The organism is Paenibacillus sp. 01T424 (assembly GCF_056398745.1).
This window is the reverse complement of record NZ_JBFTPZ010000014.1, coordinates 101,365-124,256: the sequence shown is the minus strand read 5'-3', so window position 1 is coordinate 124,256 and position 22,892 is coordinate 101,365. Positions and strand designations below refer to the sequence as shown.

The 22,892-nt window shown below is 44.3% G+C and carries 16 protein-coding genes and 1 pseudogene; 5 read left to right on the top strand and 12 right to left on the bottom strand.

Annotation, left to right across the window (positions count from 1 at the left end; translation table 11 throughout):
• Nucleotides 1-25 precede the first annotated feature (25 nt).
• A complete protein-coding gene (locus tag AC1DPK_RS13565) occupies nucleotides 26-1,003 on the bottom strand; it encodes a bile acid:sodium symporter family protein (protein WP_430061461.1) in 978 nt (325 codons plus the stop codon).
• Nucleotides 1,004-1,118: 115 nt separating this feature from the next.
• On the opposite strand from AC1DPK_RS13565, the gene AC1DPK_RS13560 reads away from it, so the two are divergent.
• A complete protein-coding gene (locus tag AC1DPK_RS13560; protein ID WP_076270201.1) occupies nucleotides 1,119-2,261 on the top strand; it encodes a YfbR-like 5'-deoxynucleotidase in 1,143 nt (380 codons plus the stop codon).
• A gap of 55 nt (nucleotides 2,262-2,316) precedes the next feature.
• Here the strand turns inward: AC1DPK_RS13560 and AC1DPK_RS13555 are convergent, their stop codons facing one another.
• The 11 genes from AC1DPK_RS13555 to AC1DPK_RS13505 all read right to left on the bottom strand — a co-directional run bounded on the left by AC1DPK_RS13555 (nucleotide 2,317) and on the right by AC1DPK_RS13505 (nucleotide 18,255).
• The gene (locus AC1DPK_RS13555; RefSeq protein WP_477510635.1) at nucleotides 2,317-3,933 is read right to left on the bottom strand and encodes a glycoside hydrolase family 3 protein; all 1,617 of its coding nucleotides are present in this window, start codon (nucleotides 3,931-3,933) and stop codon (nucleotides 2,317-2,319) included.
• 31 nt (nucleotides 3,934-3,964) lie between these two features.
• On the bottom strand, nucleotides 3,965-5,605 hold the full coding sequence (locus AC1DPK_RS13550) for a response regulator transcription factor (protein ID WP_477510634.1): 1,641 nt from the start codon (nucleotides 5,603-5,605) through the stop codon (nucleotides 3,965-3,967).
• Nucleotides 5,602-7,413, bottom strand: coding sequence for a cache domain-containing sensor histidine kinase (locus tag AC1DPK_RS13545; RefSeq protein WP_339204018.1), 1,812 nt, complete (start codon nucleotides 7,411-7,413; stop codon nucleotides 5,602-5,604). Before AC1DPK_RS13545 ends, AC1DPK_RS13550 begins: the two co-directional genes overlap by 4 nt.
• 19 nt (nucleotides 7,414-7,432) lie before the next feature.
• Entirely contained in the window at nucleotides 7,433-8,278 is an 846-nt protein-coding gene (locus tag AC1DPK_RS13540) for a carbohydrate ABC transporter permease (RefSeq protein WP_076270205.1), read from the bottom strand.
• Nucleotides 8,278-9,159 (bottom strand): carbohydrate ABC transporter permease, encoded by an 882-nt coding sequence (locus tag AC1DPK_RS13535; protein WP_477510633.1) that lies wholly within the window; start codon nucleotides 9,157-9,159, stop codon nucleotides 8,278-8,280. The genes AC1DPK_RS13540 and AC1DPK_RS13535 overlap by 1 nt, the downstream gene beginning before the upstream one ends.
• A gap of 94 nt (nucleotides 9,160-9,253) precedes the next feature.
• On the bottom strand, nucleotides 9,254-10,624 hold the full coding sequence (locus AC1DPK_RS13530; protein ID WP_076270207.1) for an extracellular solute-binding protein: 1,371 nt from the start codon (nucleotides 10,622-10,624) through the stop codon (nucleotides 9,254-9,256).
• A gap of 193 nt (nucleotides 10,625-10,817) precedes the next feature.
• Nucleotides 10,818-11,009, bottom strand: a complete 192-nt coding sequence (locus AC1DPK_RS13525) for a hypothetical protein (protein WP_441885939.1) — start codon at nucleotides 11,007-11,009, stop codon at nucleotides 10,818-10,820.
• A 9-nt stretch (nucleotides 11,010-11,018) separates the two neighbouring features.
• Complete coding sequence (locus tag AC1DPK_RS13520; protein ID WP_477510632.1) at nucleotides 11,019-13,919, bottom strand: DEAD/DEAH box helicase; 2,901 nt, start codon at nucleotides 13,917-13,919, stop codon at nucleotides 11,019-11,021.
• Nucleotides 13,916-15,526: an SWIM zinc finger family protein gene (locus AC1DPK_RS13515; RefSeq protein WP_441885945.1), complete on the bottom strand. Its 1,611-nt coding sequence runs from the start codon at nucleotides 15,524-15,526 to the stop codon at nucleotides 13,916-13,918. The genes AC1DPK_RS13520 and AC1DPK_RS13515 overlap by 4 nt, the downstream gene beginning before the upstream one ends.
• Nucleotides 15,527-15,700: 174 nt before the next feature.
• Nucleotides 15,701-17,455 (bottom strand): sensor histidine kinase, encoded by a 1,755-nt coding sequence (locus AC1DPK_RS13510; protein WP_477510631.1) that lies wholly within the window; start codon nucleotides 17,453-17,455, stop codon nucleotides 15,701-15,703.
• A 125-nt stretch (nucleotides 17,456-17,580) separates the two neighbouring features.
• A complete protein-coding gene (locus AC1DPK_RS13505; RefSeq protein WP_477510630.1) occupies nucleotides 17,581-18,255 on the bottom strand; it encodes a tetratricopeptide repeat protein in 675 nt (224 codons plus the stop codon).
• Nucleotides 18,256-18,479: 224 nt separating this feature from the next.
• Between AC1DPK_RS13505 and AC1DPK_RS13500 the strand changes: the two are divergent.
• The 4 genes and pseudogenes from AC1DPK_RS13500 to nagE form a co-directional block, all read left to right on the top strand.
• Nucleotides 18,480-20,045 (top strand): annotated as a pseudogene (locus AC1DPK_RS13500) (catalase); the annotation flags it as partial.
• Between the two features lie 264 nt (nucleotides 20,046-20,309).
• Nucleotides 20,310-20,870, top strand: a complete 561-nt coding sequence (locus AC1DPK_RS13495; protein ID WP_477510629.1) for a PRD domain-containing protein — start codon at nucleotides 20,310-20,312, stop codon at nucleotides 20,868-20,870.
• Nucleotides 20,871-20,882: 12 nt separating this feature from the next.
• Nucleotides 20,883-21,383 (top strand): PTS sugar transporter subunit IIA, encoded by a 501-nt coding sequence (locus tag AC1DPK_RS13490; RefSeq protein WP_477510628.1) that lies wholly within the window; start codon nucleotides 20,883-20,885, stop codon nucleotides 21,381-21,383.
• A 43-nt stretch (nucleotides 21,384-21,426) separates the two neighbouring features.
• Nucleotides 21,427-22,878, top strand: a complete 1,452-nt coding sequence (nagE, locus tag AC1DPK_RS13485; protein WP_477510627.1) for an N-acetylglucosamine-specific PTS transporter subunit IIBC — start codon at nucleotides 21,427-21,429, stop codon at nucleotides 22,876-22,878.
• Nucleotides 22,879-22,892 lie beyond the last annotated feature (14 nt).

Here is a 22,892-nt window from a genome sequence, read left to right as displayed (position 1 = left end):
TTATGTTTAATCATGCACACATCGTTTATGGTACATGCGTCGCAGTACTTTCGCTACCCTTGTGATTATTAAGTTTTTGTAAAACATAATGGTACACGGTTGCTAAAGGCTGCTGAATAAGAATCGACAACACAACAGGCACAGCAGCTATTGGACTGAAATAACCGAGCGCCAGCACAATGCCAAGAGAAATGTTGCGCATTCCTGTTGCATAGGAAACGGTCACCTGCTGCTCGTGTTTGCGAAGCGGCGCCGTTCCAATGTAGCCGAAGGCGTAACAAGCACTAACCAGCAGCACAACAATCGGAACGAGCAGCAGCATATCCTGCTTCAGCTCTCCTAAATGAGGCGCAATAGCCGATGCATTTAACGCGACAACACCGACGAAACAAAGCTTGGAAAGCGGTGCTGTAAATGGCTGCACGATACTTTGAATACGTCCTCGGCTCATTTGATTAAGGGCGACGCCAATGATCGTAGGAAGTACAATAATAACGAGTAAATCAACAATAATGGGTCCTGCCTTCACTTCAACAGCGGAGTCAAAAAACAGATGGATACCCGCCGGCACTACCAGTGGACTAAGCGCTGAATCGAGCACAACCATGGCTAGCATAAGCGGAACACTGCCTCCTGACATGCCAACCCATAGCACGGTAGACACTCCGATTGGTATAAGCGTAAACAAAACGAGGCCCACCACATAGGGCGAATCTGCACCAAATGCGAGTGCCCCAAGTCCATAGGCTACCAGCGGAGATACGACATGAGCAATCAAAAAGGTAAGCCCCATAATGCCCGGCCGCTTCAGTACCTCTCGCAATTGTCCTAATCCGCAGCCAATGGCCATCGTTAGCGTGACATAGGCAAATAAGTAAGGAACCATTTCAATAAAAGGCTGAAGCTGTGTTGCAAATAGAAAGCCAAGTATCAACGATCCTGGAATAATGATGAACATCCATCTCTCAAATTGCTGGTTAAAAGCTAAACCCCATTCACGCATGATCTTTCCCTCATTTACCTCTTCTAGTCGATTTTGTACATAAGCTATATAATAACATAGACACTCCGCACATGAACGGAAACTCTTGAACTTCGACTAAAAAGGAGCCCGATTTATGAAAAACGGTAAATTCACCAATACGATCATTCGGATGCAATATGTACCTAGATGGAGCGAATATGCTCCACGATTTGAGGATAACGCCTCCGCTCATAGCTTTAGATGCGCTGCATTGTCTATTTTGATTGGTATTATTGAAGAAAAAATATTCAAGCAGCCGTTAGATAAGCTGAAGCTTGTAGGAAGATGCTTATGGGGTGATCTCAAAAACACGGGCACCGGCTCCATTAAGCATGTCACCAAAAAAGAATCGCTCGTTATGAATCATATCCGAGACTTCGAAATGGAACTTAGCAAGGAGATTGTCTCGTACCTATCCAAGTCTCTACAGGCTCAAGCATTCGATTTTATCGTCCATGCGCAAGATGATTCACCTATTGGACGATTAGTTGATGCCATCGATACGCTGGATGCCTATTTGTATTGTCACAGAGAATCTCGTTATGACACGAATCCTTTTTTTCATGCCAAATATAAGGAGCTCGAACAAGTGCTGCGAAGCACAGAGCTTCCATCCATACACTGGCTGCTCGATGAATACGATAAACATGATGGCTTTTATGAATTTATCCAATACATTATGAATCTCGATACCGTAAAAAGATGGAACGGCAGCTATAATCTCGTTCCAGACAATGATGCGACACATTCCTTCCGAGTCGCTTCACTTGCTTTGTTTAATGGGCTGCTTGAAATCGAGCGCTTCGGCAATAAAAATATCGATCTCTATAAGCTGCTCGCCAAAGCTGCCCTTCATGATTTGCCTGAAGCTTTATCCGGCGATGTTGTATCGAATTTCAAGCACAATAATCCAGACATTAAGCACGCTTTCGAGCAATACGAGAAAGAAACCGCTCAGTTCATGATTAATAAGCTTCCATCGTTTTTTCATGAAGATATGACCGAATTCATAGTACACAGCAAATCAGCAGATGCAAATGGTGAACTCGTTGATATTTCCGACAAGCTGGACGCCTTAATCAAAGCAAGCCTTGAGATGCGAAATAACCCTCATTACGCTGATACTTATTATAACCAGCTGGTGAAGGTTCAGCATCGCTATGAGAATGACTGTGTTGTTTTTTTCCTGGCTTATATTTTGCATGACTTAACCTATTCCAATTTAATTGGACAATAAGTCTTCAATACAAAATGGCCGCGAGATATATCTCGCGGCCCAGCTTTGGTTTATATTAGCTATGAACAGCAGCACTCCAGCCGAATGGGTATGCAGCCGATATTTCTAACGGCAGCTTGCCTTGCGGCATAAGATCACCTAACAATACTCTCGCAGCAGCAGCTAGCGCGAGTGGACGACACTCATACACTGCCATGTACGTTTTTACTTCCGGGTATAGCAATAGATCAAGCGGGTTCCGAACCGACACAGCTATCGTACGCTCCGGTGCCAATTTTACGACCTCGCGTGCAATATCGCGCTCTACCGGATGCTTGGAAGCGTCGTAAGTGACAACGACGATTTGTGAGAATGTTTCCAAATCAGCGAGTGGATGATCATCATCCATTTGACGCTCGACGATATTAGCTCCATACTCTCCAAGAAAGTGACCTAATGAGCCGTCACCTGAAAGCATTTCGTCAGCCACCGAAACAGGGACAATTTTGGGCCACAATACGAGCGTGCTTTTCTCGCGGCTTAATGGCAGCAATGGCCCATCGTCTTTTACTAATGTAACTGAAGCCTCGCTCCATTTAATTGCAACCGCTCGATTTACTTCCGTACCAATTTCCCATTCCACTTGTGACCATGGCAGCAAAGGCCCCTCAAGCACAAGCTTCTCCTTAAGTGTCATAATCCGATTAAGCGCCTCGTTAATACGAGCTTCTGCAAGCTCACCGTTCTCAACAGCACGCACAACGGCTTCAAGTGCAGCCCATTGTTTTTCAAATGTATGGCTGATCAGTACCATATCGGCTCCCGCTTGCAGCGCTTTAATAGCGCCCTGCTCTGGACCATAGGTTTTATCAATCGCATCCATCTCTAAACAATCTGTCACAACAATCCCGTCATAACCAAGCTCTTTGCGCAGTAATCCCGTGATGACAGGCTCAGACAAAGTCGACGGCACGCCTGATGGATCAAGCGCCGGCAAGCAAACATGCGCTGTCATAATACAATCCGTGCCTGCTTCAATTGCAGCTAGGAACGGCTTCAACTCAATCGCGTCTAACCGATCACGCCCATGCAGCAATATCGGCAGCGCATGATGGGAATCCACCGCCGTATCGCCATGCCCTGGAAAATGTTTAACAGTCGCAGCAACTCGTGCAGCTTGATAGCCTGCTACTGCGGCTGCTCCGAGTTCCGCAACGACATCAGAGCGGTCGCTATACGAACGTACATTAATAACAGGATTATCCGGATTATTGTTAACATCAATACAAGGCGCATAATTCATCGTAACACCCAATTGACGAAGCTCTTCACCACATACAAATGCTGTCTCTCTAGCGCTCTCCTTATCGCCGGTTGCACCAAGTGCCATATTGCCCGGCATAAGCGTTACACCGTCAACTAGTCTTGCAACCATGCCGCCTTCTTGATCAATCGCTACGAATAGAGGCGGATTGCCAGCTTTTCTTGCGATGCTTTGAAGCTCGCCGCTAAGCTTGTGCACCTGCTTAGCATCCTTCACATTGCGGGAAAAATAGATCGTTCCGCCAATGCCGCTCGTTTCAATTAACTGCTTGATTTGCGCCGTTGGCTCAAAGCCATGAAAACCAAATACAAATAATTGTCCAACCTTCTTCTTCAAGCTCCAGTTATCCCACTCACGCGTTGTCGTCAATGCTTCCCCGTCCCTTCACTTATCAACCCTATTACGACGGCTCATTCAAAGCCTCGTTATGTTGTCCGCCCTCTTGCCGTCTCGTACGATAATCGGTAGGATTCTCACCTGTATATTTCATAAATACTTTTGTGAAATATCGCCGCTCCGCATAACCAACTTCCTTCGCGATTTGTGCAACGCTCTTGAGTGATTCCCCAAGCATTGCCTTCGCGCGCTCCATCCGCTGCCGCGTTACATATTCGATAAACGTTTCGCCAAAAGTCTGCTTGAACAATAAACTAAAATAAGAGGTGCTTAAACCGACATGAGTTGCCGTTTCTTCAACACTTAGATCGCGATAAAGATTGCGGTCCAAAAAGGCTTTCGCTTCAGCCATTGAACGTTCCGATTGCTTTTTCTTATCCATAGATTTCTCCGAGACCGTATTCGTAACTTGACGAATAACTGATAATAAATCCTTAATGCCAAAGCGGCGATCCAATCTGCGCCAAAGCATATCCTCTTGCTCGCGAGTAAATACGCCCATTTCTTTCATCTCACGCATAAGATGCAGGACAAAGAAATGAAGCAGCGGCTTCACACGATTTAATGAAGGCTCATTCATTCGCTGCAACAGCAGCGTAATACTTTGAAGCTCGCTGTCTACGCTTATCGTATCCCCGCGTTTAACCGCTCCAATTAATTTCTCCGCAGTATCCCAAAACGCTTGATCTGCTTGCGATGATTTTTGCTGAGCGGATGGATAAATAGCGATAATGTCATGAACAGGCGTAAGCTGCATCCCTTGCTGTACTAGCTTATAGGCTTGGGATAAGTCAGCAACCGCTGCAAACTTATGATAAATACCTGCAAATAAATTCAGCTTTACATGGCTCTTAATCGCAGACAACAACATGTCTGCCCAGTTTTTAATGAAGGCAATATCAAATTCAGCCGTTTTCTCCGTTTCAATGAGTACACACCACTCACCATCTCGAATTTGAATGACCGCATGATGCAGCCCATTTTGCTGCAGCTTCTCACGCAGTACATTACATACAGCAAAATTCCACAGCTTTCTTTCCTTATCGGACCAGTCACGCCAATCCTTTGTCTTCTCCGAGCTTACATCAAGATCAAGCACAATTAAGACGAACTGCTGCCGCTTGAGCTGCTGTTCATCTCCGGTCAAGAGCCAATTATCTGCAGTAACATCGGTATAATCCATAATAATATCGTACAAAATTTTCTCGCTAGCGAGATCGATCATCCGGCCAAGCTTCTGCTTCTCTTCCTGCTGCAGCTTCTGCTTACTGCGCTGAGTAGACATTACTCTAGCAATAACACCAGTCAATTCATCATAAGGTATAGGCTTTAACACATAATCATTGACGCCAAATTGAATTGCTGTTCGTGTATAAGCGAAATCCTGATATCCCGACAGCATAATAATATCGCAAGCCATCGCTTTATCACGGATATGCCGAACAAGCTCCAAACCATCCATAACCGGCATGCGAATATCGCACAGCAATAAATCAAAGTGTTGCTGCTCCATAAGCTCTAACGCTTCAACACCATTTTTAGCTGTACCGCCAACGGAAAGCCCTAGCATTTCCCAGGGAATAACTTTTTCTAAATTTCTCGTAATATGTGCCTCATCGTCAACTAGGAGTACTTTACCCGTCATAGCTGATCACCTCTGCTCTTCGGAATTACACAGCGAATAACGGTCCCGCTGCCTTCTTGACTACAAATCCACAAACCGAACGCAGGACCATAATGTATGCGCAAGCGATCTGCAACATTTCGTAATCCAAGTCCTCTTCTCTCACCCATTTGCGCAGCATCCGTCTGCTTGCTTTCAGAGTCTGACTCTGCTGACAGCTTAGTCAGCACTCTGGAGCTCATGCCTAATCCGTTGTCACGAACCATAATGACGATCTGATGAGGCTCAGCAGTTACATCAATTGATATCCTGCCTTGTCCGTCTTCATAACCATCAAACCCATGCTGAATGCTATTTTCTACGAGCGGTTGAAGCGAAAGCTTTAGTATGGAGAAATCAAGTGCTTCTGCCGGGACATTCAATTCGTATGAGAAAAGCTCCTCGAAGCGGTATTTCTGTATTTCCAAATAACTGCGGACATGCTCAATTTCTTGGCTGATCCTTATTTCTTCGGATTGATGCATGCTTGTGCGAAGCAAATTGCTTAATCTGCGCACCATCAACATAATTTTTGCGCCTTCATTTTGTGCTGCAAGAGCATTAATCGATTCAAGCGTATTAAATAGGAAATGCGGTTTAATCTGTGCCTGCATAAGCATCATTTCCGCATGCTGCTTACGTGCCTGCTCTCTGCGCACTTCACTAAGCAAATTGCCGATTCGCTCAACCATACTATTGAAGCTGTTGGCCAGTAGAACGGTTTCATCCTTACCTTGAGCGGTTACTCGAATATCAAGTAATCCCTGCTCAACCAATCTCATTTTACGAACAACTTTAATGATCGTTTTCGCTACTCGGTTAACAAAAAAGACGTTGAACAACACCGCTGATAGCAAACCAAGGACCGTAATCATCCCAATCCACTGGACAAACCGAACATTTTCGTTAGTAAGTGAATCCCATGGCTTTATGGACACAAGTATCCAACCATTGCGATCCAATTGATAGGAAGAAACAAGACTGTCTATACCTTCAAACTTTTCTCGCGAGCTGTTGTAGTTATTCGTGTGCTGCGGCAATGAATCGGTCTGTTCATTTATATTATGACCATCCATCTTTTTTTTGCTGTCTAGCATAATAAGGCCTGCTTTATTGACAATGAGGTATCTTGTTTCAGCTGCATTGGATTGCGGGTTTTGAAAGGTTTTGAGCATGCTCGATATTTCTTCCGTTTTGTACTGCGTAATCATTACGCCCAAATCATTAAATGACTCAATGTCCTTAACGACTCGAATTTGTGTAAATAGAGGTGGTTCAACACCTGTCAGCTCACGCTGTTCATAAGGTCCAATCCAAAGCGGACGTCCGCCAAGATTCATAACATCCTTATAGACAGAGTGCTGTTTGAGCATATCAAAGGAAATAGGCTTGAACGTCGTCGGATCGTTGCGGTAAGAGCGGAACATCGTCCCATCCTTCGCATACAGCACAACAAAGCTGACAGCAGGGTGTTGGAACAAAATCCGTTTCATTTCTTTCTCTGCTTGGTTAATTTGAATGAGTGTACCGGCATCATTGGAATTATACGAGCTGTATTTCAGTGTTTCCTGCACCTCTGTGCTCGTTAAATTACCATCGGATAGCTGATCAAGCTCTCGAAAGAAATAATGAATATTGCCTCCTACAGCCCTGAGCGAAATTTCGGTTTGCTCGCTATACTTTTTCTCCAGCAGCGTCTCAGAGTTAATAAATGAGAATATGCCGAGGCCAATCATCGGAATGACGATCAGAAATATGAATGCAAGCATCAATTTCGGTCTCAAGTTCATCTAGGAGGCTCCTTCTTTCTTATCCCTTCACACTGCCTGCAGTCATACCTTCAATGATTTGACGCTGCAAGAACACATACACAACCAGGACCGGAATAATGCTTATGATTACCGCAGCAGACAGCGATGCAAAGTTTGTGCGATAGCCATCATTAAAGGTTGCCATACCTGTTGGCAGTGTTTTGAGTGATTCAGATGTTATAAATAGTTGGGACAAAATATATTCGTTCCAGTTGCCAATGAAATTTAAAATAAATACAGTAACTAGTGCCGGCATCGAAATCGGAATAATAATTCTGAAGAACAGACCGCTTGCGCCTAGCCCGTCCATAATGCCAGCTTCCTCAAGCTCATTTGGAATCGAAAGCATAAATGCATAAATAATAAACACGGTTATCGGCAAAGCATATGTGGTGTATACCAAAATTAATGACCAATGTGTATCATATAATGGCTGTCCAAACAAATGGATCTTTTGAATTAAACGGTACAACGGGATAAACAATGCACCCGCTGGGACGATTAGGCCAAGTAAAATGAAATTATAAACAGCTTTATTCATCTTCGTGTATTTCATCCGCGCAATCGCAAATGAGGTCATCGCTGCAAAAAGGAGCGTCAATACACAAGCTGCAACGGTTACAATTGTACTATTCAGCGCATATTTACCAATATTAGCCGTTTCCCAAGCAGCGATATAGTTATCGAAGTTAAAGCTAGTTGGCAAAGACCATGTATTTACTGTTATTTCACGGTTTGTTTTGAATGATGACATGAATAACCATAACAGAGGGAAGAGCACTACTGCAACATACCCCATTAAAAATGTATGCATCCACCATTGTGTGCCTCGGGAACGTTCCATTAGTACTGCACCTCCTCGCTTTTTGTGATGCGCTGTAAAATACCCGTAAGAATCAAAATAATAATGAACATCGCAACACCGATCGCGCTGCCATATCCAAGTTCAAGAGAGCGGAAGCCAACTTTAAGCATATAAGTCGCCATAACTTCTGTGGATTGGAAAGGACCGCCGTTCGTCATGATTTGTACGATATCAAGCACCTTCATCGTTCCCGAAACAGAAAGAAGCAGCATTACAAATAGGATTGGTCTTACAAGCGGCAATGTGATCATCCATGTTTCTTGCCAGCCGGTTACGCCATCCAGCTTAGAAGCTTCGATAATTTCTTTCGGAATGTTTAGAATTGCTGCCAAACAAAGTACTATGAAGAAGCCGATATTTTGCCATGCATTCGCGATRAGAATCGAGAGCATTGCAAGCTTAGGATCAGACAACCATTCGCGCGCCCAGCTTTCTGGTGCAACAAGACGAATTAATTGATTGATCATTCCTGAATCATAGTTGTACAAAACACCGAACAAAATGGCTACAGTAGCCGTCGATATAACAACCGGCACAAATACGGCCGATTTGTAAAAGTCACGCATCCGTCTAACTTTACTAATAATGATCGAAATCAAGAAGACGAGCGGAATGTTCACGATTAGGGAAAACGCCATGAAATAAAAGTTGTTTAAAAGTGCTTTTCTAAAAACTTCATCCTGCCACAATCTCGTAAAGTTATCAAATCCGATAAACACCTTCTCAGTAATGCCATCCCAACGAAAGAAACCGTAAAAAAAAGATACGATAACGGGATAAACAAAAAACAAAGCATATAAAGCAAGCGTCGGAATAATGAACGCCACGTAAGTAATCGGATTTTTGAGCGCTCTGTTCATAATGTCCTCCTTTTGTCCTAGCGTTAAAAGAGGGTGCCCTCCAGGAAGGAAGCACACCCTCTTGCATAGCAGGATCGAATGTAATGTGTTGCGATTACTTAGCTGCGTTCGCTTTATCTTGCGATGCTTGAATTTTTGCAGCTACTTTTTCTGGTGTGCTTACTTTACCGATAAGCTCTTGAATACCAACGTTAATGTCAGCGCCTACTGCTGGTTGAACGATTGCATCATAAGCTTTCCATGAGCTGGAAGCGTTAGCCATAACCGTCAAGATTTCAGTTGTAAGCGGGTCAACACCAGATAGATCGCTTAGTTTCAAAGAAGGAAGCAATTTGTCTTCTACCAAAGTACGTTTTTGAACCTCTTCGGAATAGAAGTTAGCGATAAATTTCTTAACTGCTGCAATTTGATCTTCAGTTAGCGTAGCAGAGAAACCAAAGCCGTTTGAGTATGATGCGTTGATTGATGTTTGGTCGCCAGCGCCGCCTTCGATTGACGGGAAGCCGAAGTAACCGATTTGACCTTTAAGATCGCCAGCTTCGTCGCCTGAGAAGCGGTTAGCATCCCAAGTTCCTGTGAATACCATTGCAGCTTTACCAGAAAGCAATTGCGCGCCTTGATCAGCATAAGCAAGACCTAGAGCACCTTTAGTGAAGAAATCTTTGTTAACAAGCTCAGCATATGAAGTTAGACCTTTAACGAAGTTAGGATCAGTCCATTTTGCAGTACCAGCAACAACATCGCTGAATGCTTGGATACCAACGTTACGCTCCATAACTGTGTTCCAAAGCATACCGTTTACCCAGCCGTCTTTAGCAGCCAAACCAAGTGGTGTGTAGCCAGCTGTTTTGATTTTTTCGGAGATTTCAACCAATTGCGTCCAAGTTGTAGGAATTTCCAAGCCTAGCTCAGAGAAAATTTTCTTGTTGTAGAAAATCGCTTCGCTATAGCCGCCGAAAGGAAGGCCATAAACTTTGCCATCTACAGTGAACTCGTCCAAGCTTGCAAATTTGTCTGTAAGACCAAGTTCTGCAATGATTGGTGTCAAGTCAAGCATGCGGTTAGCTTTTACATAAAGGTTAAGGTCTGCTCCACCGAATACTTCAAAAATATCAGGAGGGTTGCCAGCAGCCATTTCAGCTTTCAGCTTTTGATCGCGGTTAACGATCTCGTCAATACCTTCAAGCTTGAAAGTAAGACCTTTATTTTCGTCTTGTGTTTTTGCAACAACATCTTCAAGAATTTTCAAACGAGTTTTGCTTGTTTCTTTAATTTGAGTGTGTCGAAGGGACAATGTTACGTCCTTTGCTGGTGCATCGGTTGCTGGAGCATCCGTTGCTGCATTCGTTGGGGCATTTGTTGCAGCGCCTTCATTTCCTTTACCAGCATTGTTACCGCCGCACGCCGATGCGACAATCATAAGGGAAAGCAGCGTAGTGGCAATTAGTGTAGATCTCTTTTTCATTGGGAAGACCTCCTCGTTTATGGTGTTGCTTGTTTGCCTCGCACATTTATTATAGTCCTGCAGAACCAATTCAAAGGAGGTCAAAAAAACGACGAGTTAGGGAGACAATTCTCTCATTTTTCAAAAGAGGGATAAAATCTTATAGCCCGTCGGGTTACTTTTCCCGACGGGCTATGTAAATTAATCTTACGTTTTAGTGACGCATATCCTTCGTTATCCCTCTAACAACCTCATAAAATCGCTGCCACTCTGGAATAGAACCTTGTATATGGTTATTTTCCACTATAATATTGTTTTCATTATGTGATATTTTATCTTCCCTATTCGTTATTTGAGCTTCAAGCTGCAATTTTTCTTGCTTAGCACGTAAACTGCCATCCGACAATTATATCCCTCATCCCTTTAGCCAGCCTTTTCGCAGTGCAAAAAGCTCCCTAAGATCCTCAGTAGACATTTCCGTAATCCACTGCTCCGATTGACCGACCACTTGATCGTTAAGCGACTGCTTTCGCTCAATCATCTCGTCGATCTTCTCTTCAAGCGTTCCGAGTGTAATAAACTTATGCACCTGAACCTTTTTCGTCTGGCCGATTCGGAATGCCCGGTCGGTCGCTTGGTTCTCAACGGCAGGATTCCACCACCGGTCAAAATGGAAAACATGGTTTGCAGCGGTCAGATTAAGACCCGTTCCCCCCGCTTTTAGTGAAAGGACAAATGCAGAGCACGGCTCCTCCGCATTTTGAAACTGCTCAATCATTTGATCCCGCTTCACCTTAGGCACGCCGCCATGCAAATAAGGAACCGGCAAACCTATTCGCTCCTCAAGCAGCTGCTTCAGTTGGTGCCCCATATCGATATATTGGGTAAAGATAAGGCAGCGTTCACCTTCGGCAGCTATTTCCTCGCACATTTCAAGCAGCCTTGCTACTTTATTCGAACGTTCTATTTCCCATAAAGCAGCGGTATCCTCATGATTAAGCAGGGAAGGATGATCACATAATTGTTTCAGCTTGGTTAAAGCTGCAAGAATGAGCCCTCTGCGCTGCATTGGACCTAGTTTATCCAAATTCTCAAGGAGGTCTGCGACTAAATTTTCATACATCGCGCCTTGTTCAGCTGTCAACGTCATATACAGCTTCGTTTCATTTTTATCCGGCAAAGACAGCTGAATCGAAGGGTCCTTCTTAATTCTTCGCAGCATGAATGGTTTTACCCAGCTTTGAAGGCCAGCAATAAGCTTCTCATCTCGTGTTTTCTCTATCGGTGTGACGATCTCCTTGCGGAACTCGGTCATATTGCCAAGATAACCCGGATTTATAAAATCATAAATCGACCAGAGCTCTGTCAATCGATTTTCCATCGGCGTTCCTGTCAGAGCCAGGCGATGATTCGAAGGCAGCCTCCTTATTGCTGTAGATTGTTTTGTATATACGTTTTTAATATTTTGCGCTTCATCGAGGCAAAGAGCATCCCAATCCACTAAACACAAATCATCTTCATCCAGCTGTGCCAAGGAGTAAGAAGTTATGACCAAATCTGCCCCTGAAACGGAATCGCGGAATGATTCGCCTTTCTCCCGTTTGTTGCCGTAATGCAGCATGACATTAAGCGAAGGTGCAAAACGCTCGAGCTCCTTCTCCCAGTTGCCTATTACTGAAGTTGGGCAAATAAGCAGCGAAGGCCCTCCCATTTGAAGTTTCTTCTCCTTAATATAGACAAGGTAAGCCATAAATTGAATCGTTTTTCCGAGTCCCATATCATCTGCAAGCACACCGCCAAGCCCGAATTTCCTAAGAAAAAGCAACCACGATACGCCTTCATGCTGGTATGGTCGAAGCTCTCCCAAAAACGTAGCTGGAATTTCCGCCTGCGGTATTTCCTTAATTTGCTGCAGCTGCGTGAGCCATGCCGTTAAATGGTCATTCAGCTCAACTTCCGTGTCCATAGACGAATCAAGCTCACCGCTGTCATCGAGCGGGATGCCGCCTCTTAAATGCATTTCCAGCACATCACGGAATGATAGTCCTTTGCGTTTACCCATCCGCTTCAGCCACTGTTTAATTTGCGTCACATCCTGTGGGTCCAAATGAACCCATTCGCCGCCGACATTGAAGAGACGACGGTTTTGCTCTGCCAACTGCAGAAATTCGGCATCGGTCAAATTCACATCACCAAGAGCCAGCTTCCAATCAAATTGTACGATTTGATCAAGTCCAAACATGGGCTGAGCCGCTGAGCCTACTGAAGATTTCATCTTTGCCTTCAAACGAAGCTTGCGATTACGAACCGCTTCCCACCAGCTAGGCAATAAGACCGGACAACCTGCCTCCAGCAGTTGAACGCTTGCATGCTCAAGAAACTTCCATGCTTCATTATCCGATAAGGTGTATCTTAGCTTGCCGTCGTTTTCCGCTTCTGTTAGATCAGGAAGAGCATTCATCCATTTCTGCTGCTCCTTAGCCAGCTTGCCATCTAGAAGCGGAAGCCATTCTTGCGGAATGATTTGTCCATCATCCGTATCCGCTTCCCAGCCATCCTGACTAATATTCTGGCGAATAGGCAGCCACGGTCCACCATCACGATTTTGCAGAGCGGGTCGAAGCCTCCAAATGGATGACTCCTGCGGCTCCACTAGCTGAAGCGCAATTCGGAATGGAAGGACATCCTTCCTAAGCCCAATGGCAATGAGCCAATCTTCCTCATCAACTGCTTTTCTCCTCAGCACCGCTTCTCCAGAAGCATTGCCTATTTCCCTCCAAGCCTGTGCAGCCTGTTCGTTTTCTTCAATCATTTGCTCAATTGCTCCGCTAATCCACTGTTCAATTCCTTTATCGCCGTTCTGATTAGCAGCTGCTACAATAGCACTCCATTGCTGGTTGCGCTCGGTATCCTGCTCAGGAATAGCCATTCTCCAGCTTCGCTTCTCTTCCGTCCAACGCTCCCAATCAGGCATATACCAACCATTAAGAAGCGCAATTCTTATGAACTCTGCCATTTGCATCAAGACCGTCAAACGCTCCGTCCACTCTACTTGAAGCAGGCGAACATGCTGAGGCGAGGATAAATAATCAATGGCAAGGAGCGGCGGAACCTTCAGCATCTTACGCTCACCTACACTGACTTCCTCGACATCCGCTCCATACCAAGATGCCTTGTGCCATGCGAACAATAAGGATCGCAGCTTGCCATCCGCAGAATCCTTTCGATCGACAGCGCTTAACCAAATGGACGTACCCTCTTCTTCATTCCAAAATCCGTCTATCGTCAACTTGCGCGCGCCAATGTAAGTTCTCATGTAACTATTTTCCCTTTCCACAGCTCTTCCTGAAATGCTCGCAATCGCTGATGCTTACTTACAAGTCCAGAAATATATTGATTCCATCTCACTTCATCTTTATCCGCTTTATATAACCGCTCCAGCTTCTTAAGCTGCTTAACCGCAATTCGGTAGCCTTGACGGTTCCGTGATTGGATGGACGATTCAACCGATTGATGATACATGGGCATTAGCGCGCGAGGCGCAAGCTTAGCAATTTCTCGAAGCGCATGAGCGCCGACATCCTCAGGGCTTGATCCAATCAGCATTTGTAAATCAGCCCATTCATCATAACGCTTCTGGTCGAGCCAATGGTCAGATAATTCTGAATAAGAATGGGGCAGCAATTGCTTCATATAATCGGTCCATATCGGCATTTCAGGCCGGTCAAGATCTGCTCTTCGGCATAATGTAACGAACGGTCCCACCGAACGGCCATTTTTCAATTTATTGATTCGCTCGAACAAGAAGCTCATCCACTGCTCTACAAGCTCCCATTTCCCTTCTTCCATCCGCTGTGCGGCGCAAGGATACATCACTTTCTGAGAGCGCTCAAAGCTTGTTAATGCAAAATGAGCAATTGCCTTCTCATCCTGTTTGTCAAAAAAATACATGATGCCAATCGCAGTATGCAAAAATGCCTTATTGACGTCTTCGACATCTTCATTCATCGACAGCTCAACCATCGAAGCTAACTCCCGCTCAAACCAGCTGCGGCTCTCTGAAAGCTTCTCGCATAAAACTAAATAGATATACTCCCAGTCAAAAAGCTGCTTTTCGGTACTCGATGCCCATACTTTCACTCGAGCGATTAATGCATCCGCCCAAGCTTCTTCCCGCAGCTCCATTGCTTCGGGAGTTAGCTCGGATACCAATGTATATAAATGCTCCACCCAAGGCTCTGCCATCCGGATGAACGACATTTCATGATAATATCTGCTGAACGAGTCCACCGTATTAATCGCTCGCTCTGCTTGCTCCAGCACAAAGATGATGGCTGTTGACCAATGCAAACGCTGCATCCTTTTTTCCCAATCCTTAGCAAGCCCCTTTAATGAGGACAATAATGGTTGAAGCGCATGGAGAGAGTGCCGGCATTTCCGCCATACGTCGCCATGTGTCGCTTCCATCCATTCCAGCCACTCCTCAGCTGAAGCTTGTTCACCGGGCTCGCGAGGCAAAGCAGGCGCTGCTTCGGGAGGTGGTGCAGCAGCCTGTGTATTTTTGAGCAGCGCACTCGCGGAAGACAACCCCAGCAAGCGAAAATAGGATCGCTCCGCCAGTGTATGTCCCCCCTCCTGCTGACTGCAATATTGAAAATAAACAGCAGCCATATGCTTGCAAAATCCTGTATAGGGACAAGTACATGAGCTATAACGCAGCTGACCAGCATCAAGGATGACCGCATAAAGATCCGATCCTTGCACGACCCCATAAAGATGATCATGGCTTCCCTCATTCGCGCTGTTCACTTTACCTTCCATGTAATAATGCCAGCCCCGCTTCATAATCGTTGTCTCAACATGGACGTTCAGTTGTTGCTCAATTAGCGCGTGCAGCTTTTCATTGAGGTGCATCATAGACATTCACCCGCTTCCTTTCCGTTCACTTGCATTCTTACTATTATACCAAGCCAATAAGGCTGGTGCCATCATTTGACGTTAAAAGCTGGATTACAATTGCAAATGAAATAAGCAGCAGCAAAAAAAAAAAAAAGCCTTACCGGCGAAGATCTCCGCTCGGCAAGGCGCAAAACAATATTATAATGGCATCTTCACAGTAAACGTTAATTTCCCAGCCGGCTCTGCAGCCACATAAACATCACCTTTATATTGCTTCGCAATCGTTTTTACAATCGATAAGCCTAAGCCTTGATGATCCTGCTGCTTAGTGGAATAACCCGCTTCAAATATAGGATTCGAAATGGCAAGCTCCGCATCGTCACAATTATTTGTTACCGTAAATTCCAGCATATCCGCCGTTTGTTTGCCGATAAGCGTAACATGGCGTCGATCCTCCGAGTATTTCAATACCTCATCAAAAGCATTATCGATCAAATTGCCAAGCATACGATTGACATCAAGCGTTCTAACGCCCATTTCCTGCATATTCAGTCCGGTAAAGGAGCAGCTAAATTGAATTTTGTTGCTTTCCGCTTGTGAAATTTTGGAACGAACCAAAGCTGCTATGGCCGGATTGCCAATATTGATAATATCGTTCATTAATCGAATATCACCGGTCAGCTCCTTCGTATAAGCAACGAGCTCATGCGATTTGTTAAGCTCTGCGAGAGAGTGAATGGTCTGGACATGATTCAAGAAATCATGCCTCTGCGCTCGAATAGACTGGAACATTTGATTAATCTCTTCCACATAGGTCTCCTGCGTGACGCGAACAACCTTGTCGCGAGAATGCCTGTAATATCTCATCGCAAATACAGCTATCAACAAACTGAAAAAGGTGACAATTAAAATGATAATGCCCAAATTCAGAAACTGAGAGTCCAGTTTATCCTGAATGACATGATAATCAGAGGTCATCATTAGCACATAGCTATTCATAGGCTGACCGTCACGATCGGTAATATTAATACCATCCTCATTAACAAATACCGGAATATACATTTTGAAAATCTCTTTTCCGCCGATATTCTCTCTTAACGTGACCGTCTTCTTAGAAAAGTAAGCTTTGCGGACTAAATTCGTATCCTGCTTTGATTTAATATTATACGTGCCATAAAAGATCGGTTCCTGCACTTTATGGCCTTGAACCTCGCCTTGCGGATTAATCGTATTTTTCCCATCAGGAAATGTCTCCGGATTAATAAAAGCAATTTCAAGCAATGAATCGCTGCTTTGAATTGAATTTTCAATCATGCGGTGAACACCTGTCGCATTCTCATACTTTTGTTGTCGCTCATAATCTACATAAGGATCAATAATATAGTTTGTAGCTCCGTCGTAGTAGTAACCCCATTTGTTAAGCTTATCCACATTTGTTGCAGATACCTCATAAGGTCCGCTCCAGAAGTTCGGAAGTGATTGTCCAAGCCAGTTTACCGATGCATTTTTGTTTTCGAATAGCTGGTTAAACACCTCGTACCATGGCTTCCATTCTTTTGTACTAATATTGGTTTGCTTAGCATTGGATGATTTGTATAAAACAATGTCATCAGGCAATTTTTTGAGAAGGGTAATGTGGCTTAGGTCCAGCTTATCGCGCAGCTCCATGAGCTGCTCCGTCGTTACTTTCTCAATATCGGGATCAAGCGCATATTGAATTGCAATCGAGGCGGCGCGAAGTTCACGTCCAATCTGGTTTTGAAACTGTTCCGAGCCTTCGCGGGATTGCTCGAGCGAAATCTCCAGCCGCTTGGCATGTGTTAGAAGCTCTTCATTAAAGGAATCTTCCAGCGTTTTTTTTGTGAGAAAATAATAAGCCGTATTATTTAATAAAACTAAAACGACGATAATACTAATCGCCACAAGCCAAATGTTGCGTTGCATCTCAAGCATCTTGCCCTTCTATTTATTATAGCTTCCATTATGGATCATCCTAAACTAAACGACAATATGACAATCACTAACAAATGATTACAAATACATGAATATCAACCAAAGCGCTAGTATTTCGTTCTAGATTAAACCGTCCATTTTTTGAAAAACAATCGAACAGCCCACTTGCGCTCCTGCCGCTTTTTGTAACGAGGAAGCATACGATAAATTCGAAGTCCTTCTTCAATGGCATTTTTAGCTTCAGCCGTATTGCCTAATTTCTTATATATCATAGTAAGTTGATCATATGCCTCGCAAGATGAGGAGTTTATCGATTGAAAGGATTGGATATGCTTAAGCGCTTGCTCTGTTTGGCCATTCGAGAAATGAGCCGCTAGATTCAAGTATGGTGCACCGTATTTGACGCGTGGATTAAGCTCCAGCCCCCGAAGTATGCTTGCTACCCCATTTTCCTCATCACCGGTATATAAATAACTAGTCCCTAAGTCATCCCAAAATTCAGCTGATTCATCAAGCATTGGCTGCAGCGGGACAAGCCATGTCAAAGCCTCTTTATACTTCTTTCTCTCAATTAAAAGACGAGCCAACTCATGCTTGGAGGACACATCATTTGGCGACCGATCAATTTGCTGTTTCAGTTTTTTTATTCTTGATATTCTTTTTAGTGGTTTAAATATGCTTGGCATTAACCCGACAAACCGACGATCAAGCACATACAGCAGGAGAAGCATGACAAGAATGGCTATAAACGGATTGCCAAACAACCAAAATAAAAATATTAAAAGACTAAATTTTAACATATGATCCTCCTGCACGCTTTGTAATTAAACATTCAATTCGTAAGCAAATCCATCATTTATTGTACAAATATGGTTCTATCATACCATAATCTTCACATTTTTCGAGCAAAAATAGCATTTCATTACTATATCTAATGTATGAATAATAAAAACTTGTATGACTTAAACTACACGCTAGAAATATCAATTGCATTAAATTGGAGGATGAAAACATCATGGCGACGAATGAGACACCAGATTCGACATTAACTGATCGGCAAGGTCACCCGATCTCAGACAATCAAAATATTCGTACCGTTGGCAATCGTGGTCCGTCGACACTGGAGAACTATCATTTCATCGAGAAAATATCTCATTTTGACAGAGAACGTATTCCAGAACGTGTTGTGCACGGCCGCGGCGCAGGTGCGCACGGTTATTTCGAGGCTTACGGCAAGCTTGGCGAAGAGCCGATTGCAAAATATACGAGAGCCAAGCTATTTCAAGAGCCGGGCAAGCGTACGCCCGTATTCGTTCGTTTTTCCAGCGTTATTCACGGAGGCCATTCACCAGAAACGCTGCGCGATCCGCGCGGGTTCGCTACCAAGTTTTATACTGAAGATGGCAACTGGGATCTTGTCGGCAACAATCTGAAAATATTTTTCATACGGGATGCGATGAAATTTCCTGACATGGTTCATGCATTCAAGCCCGACCCAGTCACCAATGTACAAAGTATGGAACGTTTTTTTGATTTTGTATCTCAATCGCCGGAAGCTACCCATATGATTACCTTTTTGTTCTCGCCTTGGGGAATACCCGCAAACTATAGGCAAATGCAGGGCTCCGGCGTCAATACATACAAATGGATTAATGCAGAAGGCGAAGGCGTACTCGTCAAATACCATTGGGAGCCGCTTCAAGGCATTCGCAACCTAAAACAAAGCGAAGCAGAGCAAATTCAAGGGAAAAATTTCAATCACGGAACCCAAGATTTATATGAAGCCATCGAACGTGGTGAATATCCAGCTTGGGAATTACAAGTGCAGTGGATGAGCGATGACGAGCATGAAGAGCTTGATTTTGACCCGCTGGACGACACAAAGCTTTGGGACCCTGAATTATTCCCGATGCTGCCCGTTGGGAAGATGGTCTTAAACAAAAACCCGGAAAACTACTTTGCAGAAGTCGAGCAAGCGGCTTTTGGCACAGGCGTACTCGTTGATGGTCTAGATTTCTCTGACGATAAGATGCTGCAGGGCCGGACGTTTTCCTATTCCGATACTCAGCGCCACCGCGTCGGCTCTAACTACCTTCAATTGCCGATCAACGCACCGAAGAAACGTGTTGCGACCAATCAGCGTGACGGGCAAATGGCTTTCTATATCGATATTGCACCCGGCCAAAATCCGCATGTCAATTATGAGCCGTCTACAATGGGCGGATTAACGGAAGCTCCAAAGTCGGGTGAGCCTCATGAGCCCTCCTATTCCGCAAAACTTATAAAACAGCCTATCGATCGCCAAAACAATTTCAAACAAGCTGGGGAGACCTATCGTAAATTCGAGGACTGGGAGAAGGATGAGCTCATCGAAAATTTGGTAGATGCACTCAGCACATGCAGCACAGTTATTCGTGATCAAATGATTCAACATTTCACAGAAGCGGATCCCGAATATGGCAAACGTGTGAAGGAAGGACTACACACAACCGATAAGCTCGGCAACAGCTCAAAACACGTTGGAACAACGCCAGCAAAAGAAGGAATGGAGCTTTCTGAGGAGCTCGGACACTCCACTGACGGTTATTGAAAATGATGAAAGTGATATTTTTCAAGTGAATACCCTCTTGACGAAAGCGTTTTACATTCTTATGATGTTAATATTCAAATGAATGGTGTTCAACATCATTTTATCGATTAAAACGATCAATCATATGAAATTGGCGTGTTACTCACTAAAAGAGGCATGAGCCAAGAACTGATTACCTTCTAATTTCCTTTTAGAACGGTTTTCTTTTCTTGGCTCTTTTTTTTGCCAGATGGGCACCTTAATGACAAAGGAGGGATTTCAAGTATGGCTCGCGCCTTTCGGGTTGAACGCGTAATCGGCAACAATGTGTTATTAACAATTGATGTTCAAACAGAGAAAGAATACGTCATTTTTGGCAAAGGATTAGGGTTCAGTCTTAAAGCCGGACAAATCATTGATCGAACCGATAACCGCATAGAAAAACGATTTCGTTTGGATGATTCCGAACAAATGAAGAAATATCACACGTATCTTGAAGAAATCGATCCAACCATCATTGATATGACAGAGCGAATAGCCGATTACATCAAGCAGAAAACGGGTGTCGAAGTAAACCCGAAACTATATTTCACACTGCCGAGCCACATCCAATTTGCTCTTTATCGGCTTTACAATGGCATGGATATTGTAAATCCCTTTCTAAACGAGACGAAACAGAGCTTTCCTTTAGAGTTCGAAATTGCCGCCAAATTGGCTGAGTGGATAAGTGAGCAATTCCACGTCGGCATCCCGGAAGAAGAAATAGGGTTTTTATCGTTTCATGTTTATTCTGGAATTCACAATGTACCGGTAGGGCAACTTATTAAACAAGCAGACCAACACTAGGAGGATATTATTATGCTATCTAAACTTTTTGGAAAGTCAAAACAAAAAATAATTGAAGTATCAGCACCCTTGTCAGGAAAGGTCGTACCGTTAACTGCTGTTCCTGATGAAGCTTTCGCAGGCAAACATATGGGTGACGGACTTGCGATTGAGCCGTCTGAAGGGACAATCGTCGCTCCTTTCGATGGTACTGTATCTCATCTTATTCATACCAATCATGCCATTATTATTGAGCATGCATCAGGCCTGCAGCTTCTCATTCACATCGGTATCAATACTGTAGCACTAAATGGCGATGGTTTTGAGGCTCATGTAGCTTCAGGTGACACCTTTCAAGCCGGTGATGCACTTATAACATTTGATCGCGCTAAAATCGAAGCCGCAGGTTATCCATCCATCACACCTATCGTTGTCGCAAACGAGGATGATGTGAAGCAATTGGAACACTTGCTTACCAGCGGTTCTGTTACAGCTGGCAAGGAGCTTCTGCTTAAGGCAACTATGAACGGCTAAAGAAGCACCCCTACACTTGGATAAGAAAAGAGGACGAATAACTATGCTAGCCTTCCTACAAAAAATAGGTAAAGCATTAATGCTTCCAGTCGCCGCTCTTCCAGCGGCTTCCATCCTGCTTCGTTTCGGTAATATTGACTATGTGAAAGACTTTCACATGGGCAGCGCAGGAGAGTTTATTAATCAATACATCGCACCGTTTCTTGCTGCTGGCGGCGCCGCAATTTTCGATAACTTACCGCTCATATTTGCCGTCGGTGTTGCCATCGGACTTGCTGGTGATGCAGTTGCCGCACTGGCTGCCGTTATCGCTTACCAAGTGCTTGTAACCGTTCAAATTAAAGTGCCGCTCGTCTTTACCAACATTGTTGGAAAAGATGTTGAACTCAACATGGGCGTCCTTGGCGGTATTATTGCTGGTTTGATATCAGCGTACTTATATAAAAGATTCCATACGATCAAGCTGCCCGACTGGCTTGGCTTCTTCAGCGGCAAACGATTTGTCCCTATCATAACCTCGCTCGTTATGGTTATCGTTGCTCTCTTGCTCGGTCTTGTTTGGGGTCCTGTTCAAATAGCGCTGGATACTTTTGGCCGCTGGGTCGTTGGTTTTGGCGGAATCGGCTCCTTCGTTTTTCTTACAGCAAACCGACTGCTTATTCCTACCGGCTTGCATCATGTTATTAATTCCATCGCTTGGTTCCAAATCGGTGACTATACAGATGCAACAGGAAAAGTAGTGCACGGTGACTTGTATCGCTTTTTCGCTGGAGACAAAACAGCGGGCATGTTTATGACTGGCTTCTTCCCGATTATGATGTTTGCACTGCCAGCAGGCGCGCTTGCAATTATCCACACAGCTCGCAAAGAGAAGCGCAAACTCGTTGCTTCCATATTTATTGGTACGGCATTCGCTTCATTCCTGACAGGGATCACAGAACCGCTTGAATTTGCTTTTATGTTCGCAGCACCGTTTCTATTTGTCATTCATGCCATCTTAACGGGGTTATCCGGCTTCATCCTCTACCAGCTGGAGGTTAGGCATGGGTTTGGCTTCTCAGCAGGCTTTATCGATTATGCGATCAATTATCAGCTCGCGACGAATCCGCTGCTCATTATTCCGGTGGGCCTTGCCTTTGCCGTCGTGTATTATTTCTTATTTCGATTTATCATCGTCAAATTCAATATTAAGACGCCAGGTCGCGAAGATGAGACAGCCGAGGACAAAGCCGATAACAAAGAAAAGACTGCAGCCGCATCTGGCAGTAAAGCAGAAAATGTGCTGCATGCGCTCGGCGGATCTTCAAATATCGTCGGTCTAGATGCTTGTATTACACGTCTTCGCTTAGTCGTAAAGGATGAATCGATTGTCAATGATACACAGCTCAAGGGCATGGGCGCAGCAGGCATTATCCGTTTAGGCAAGGGCGCAGTGCAAGTTATATTCGGCACGCAGTCCGAGCAATTGAAAGACGAAATTAAAAAAATAATGTAACAACAAACATATTA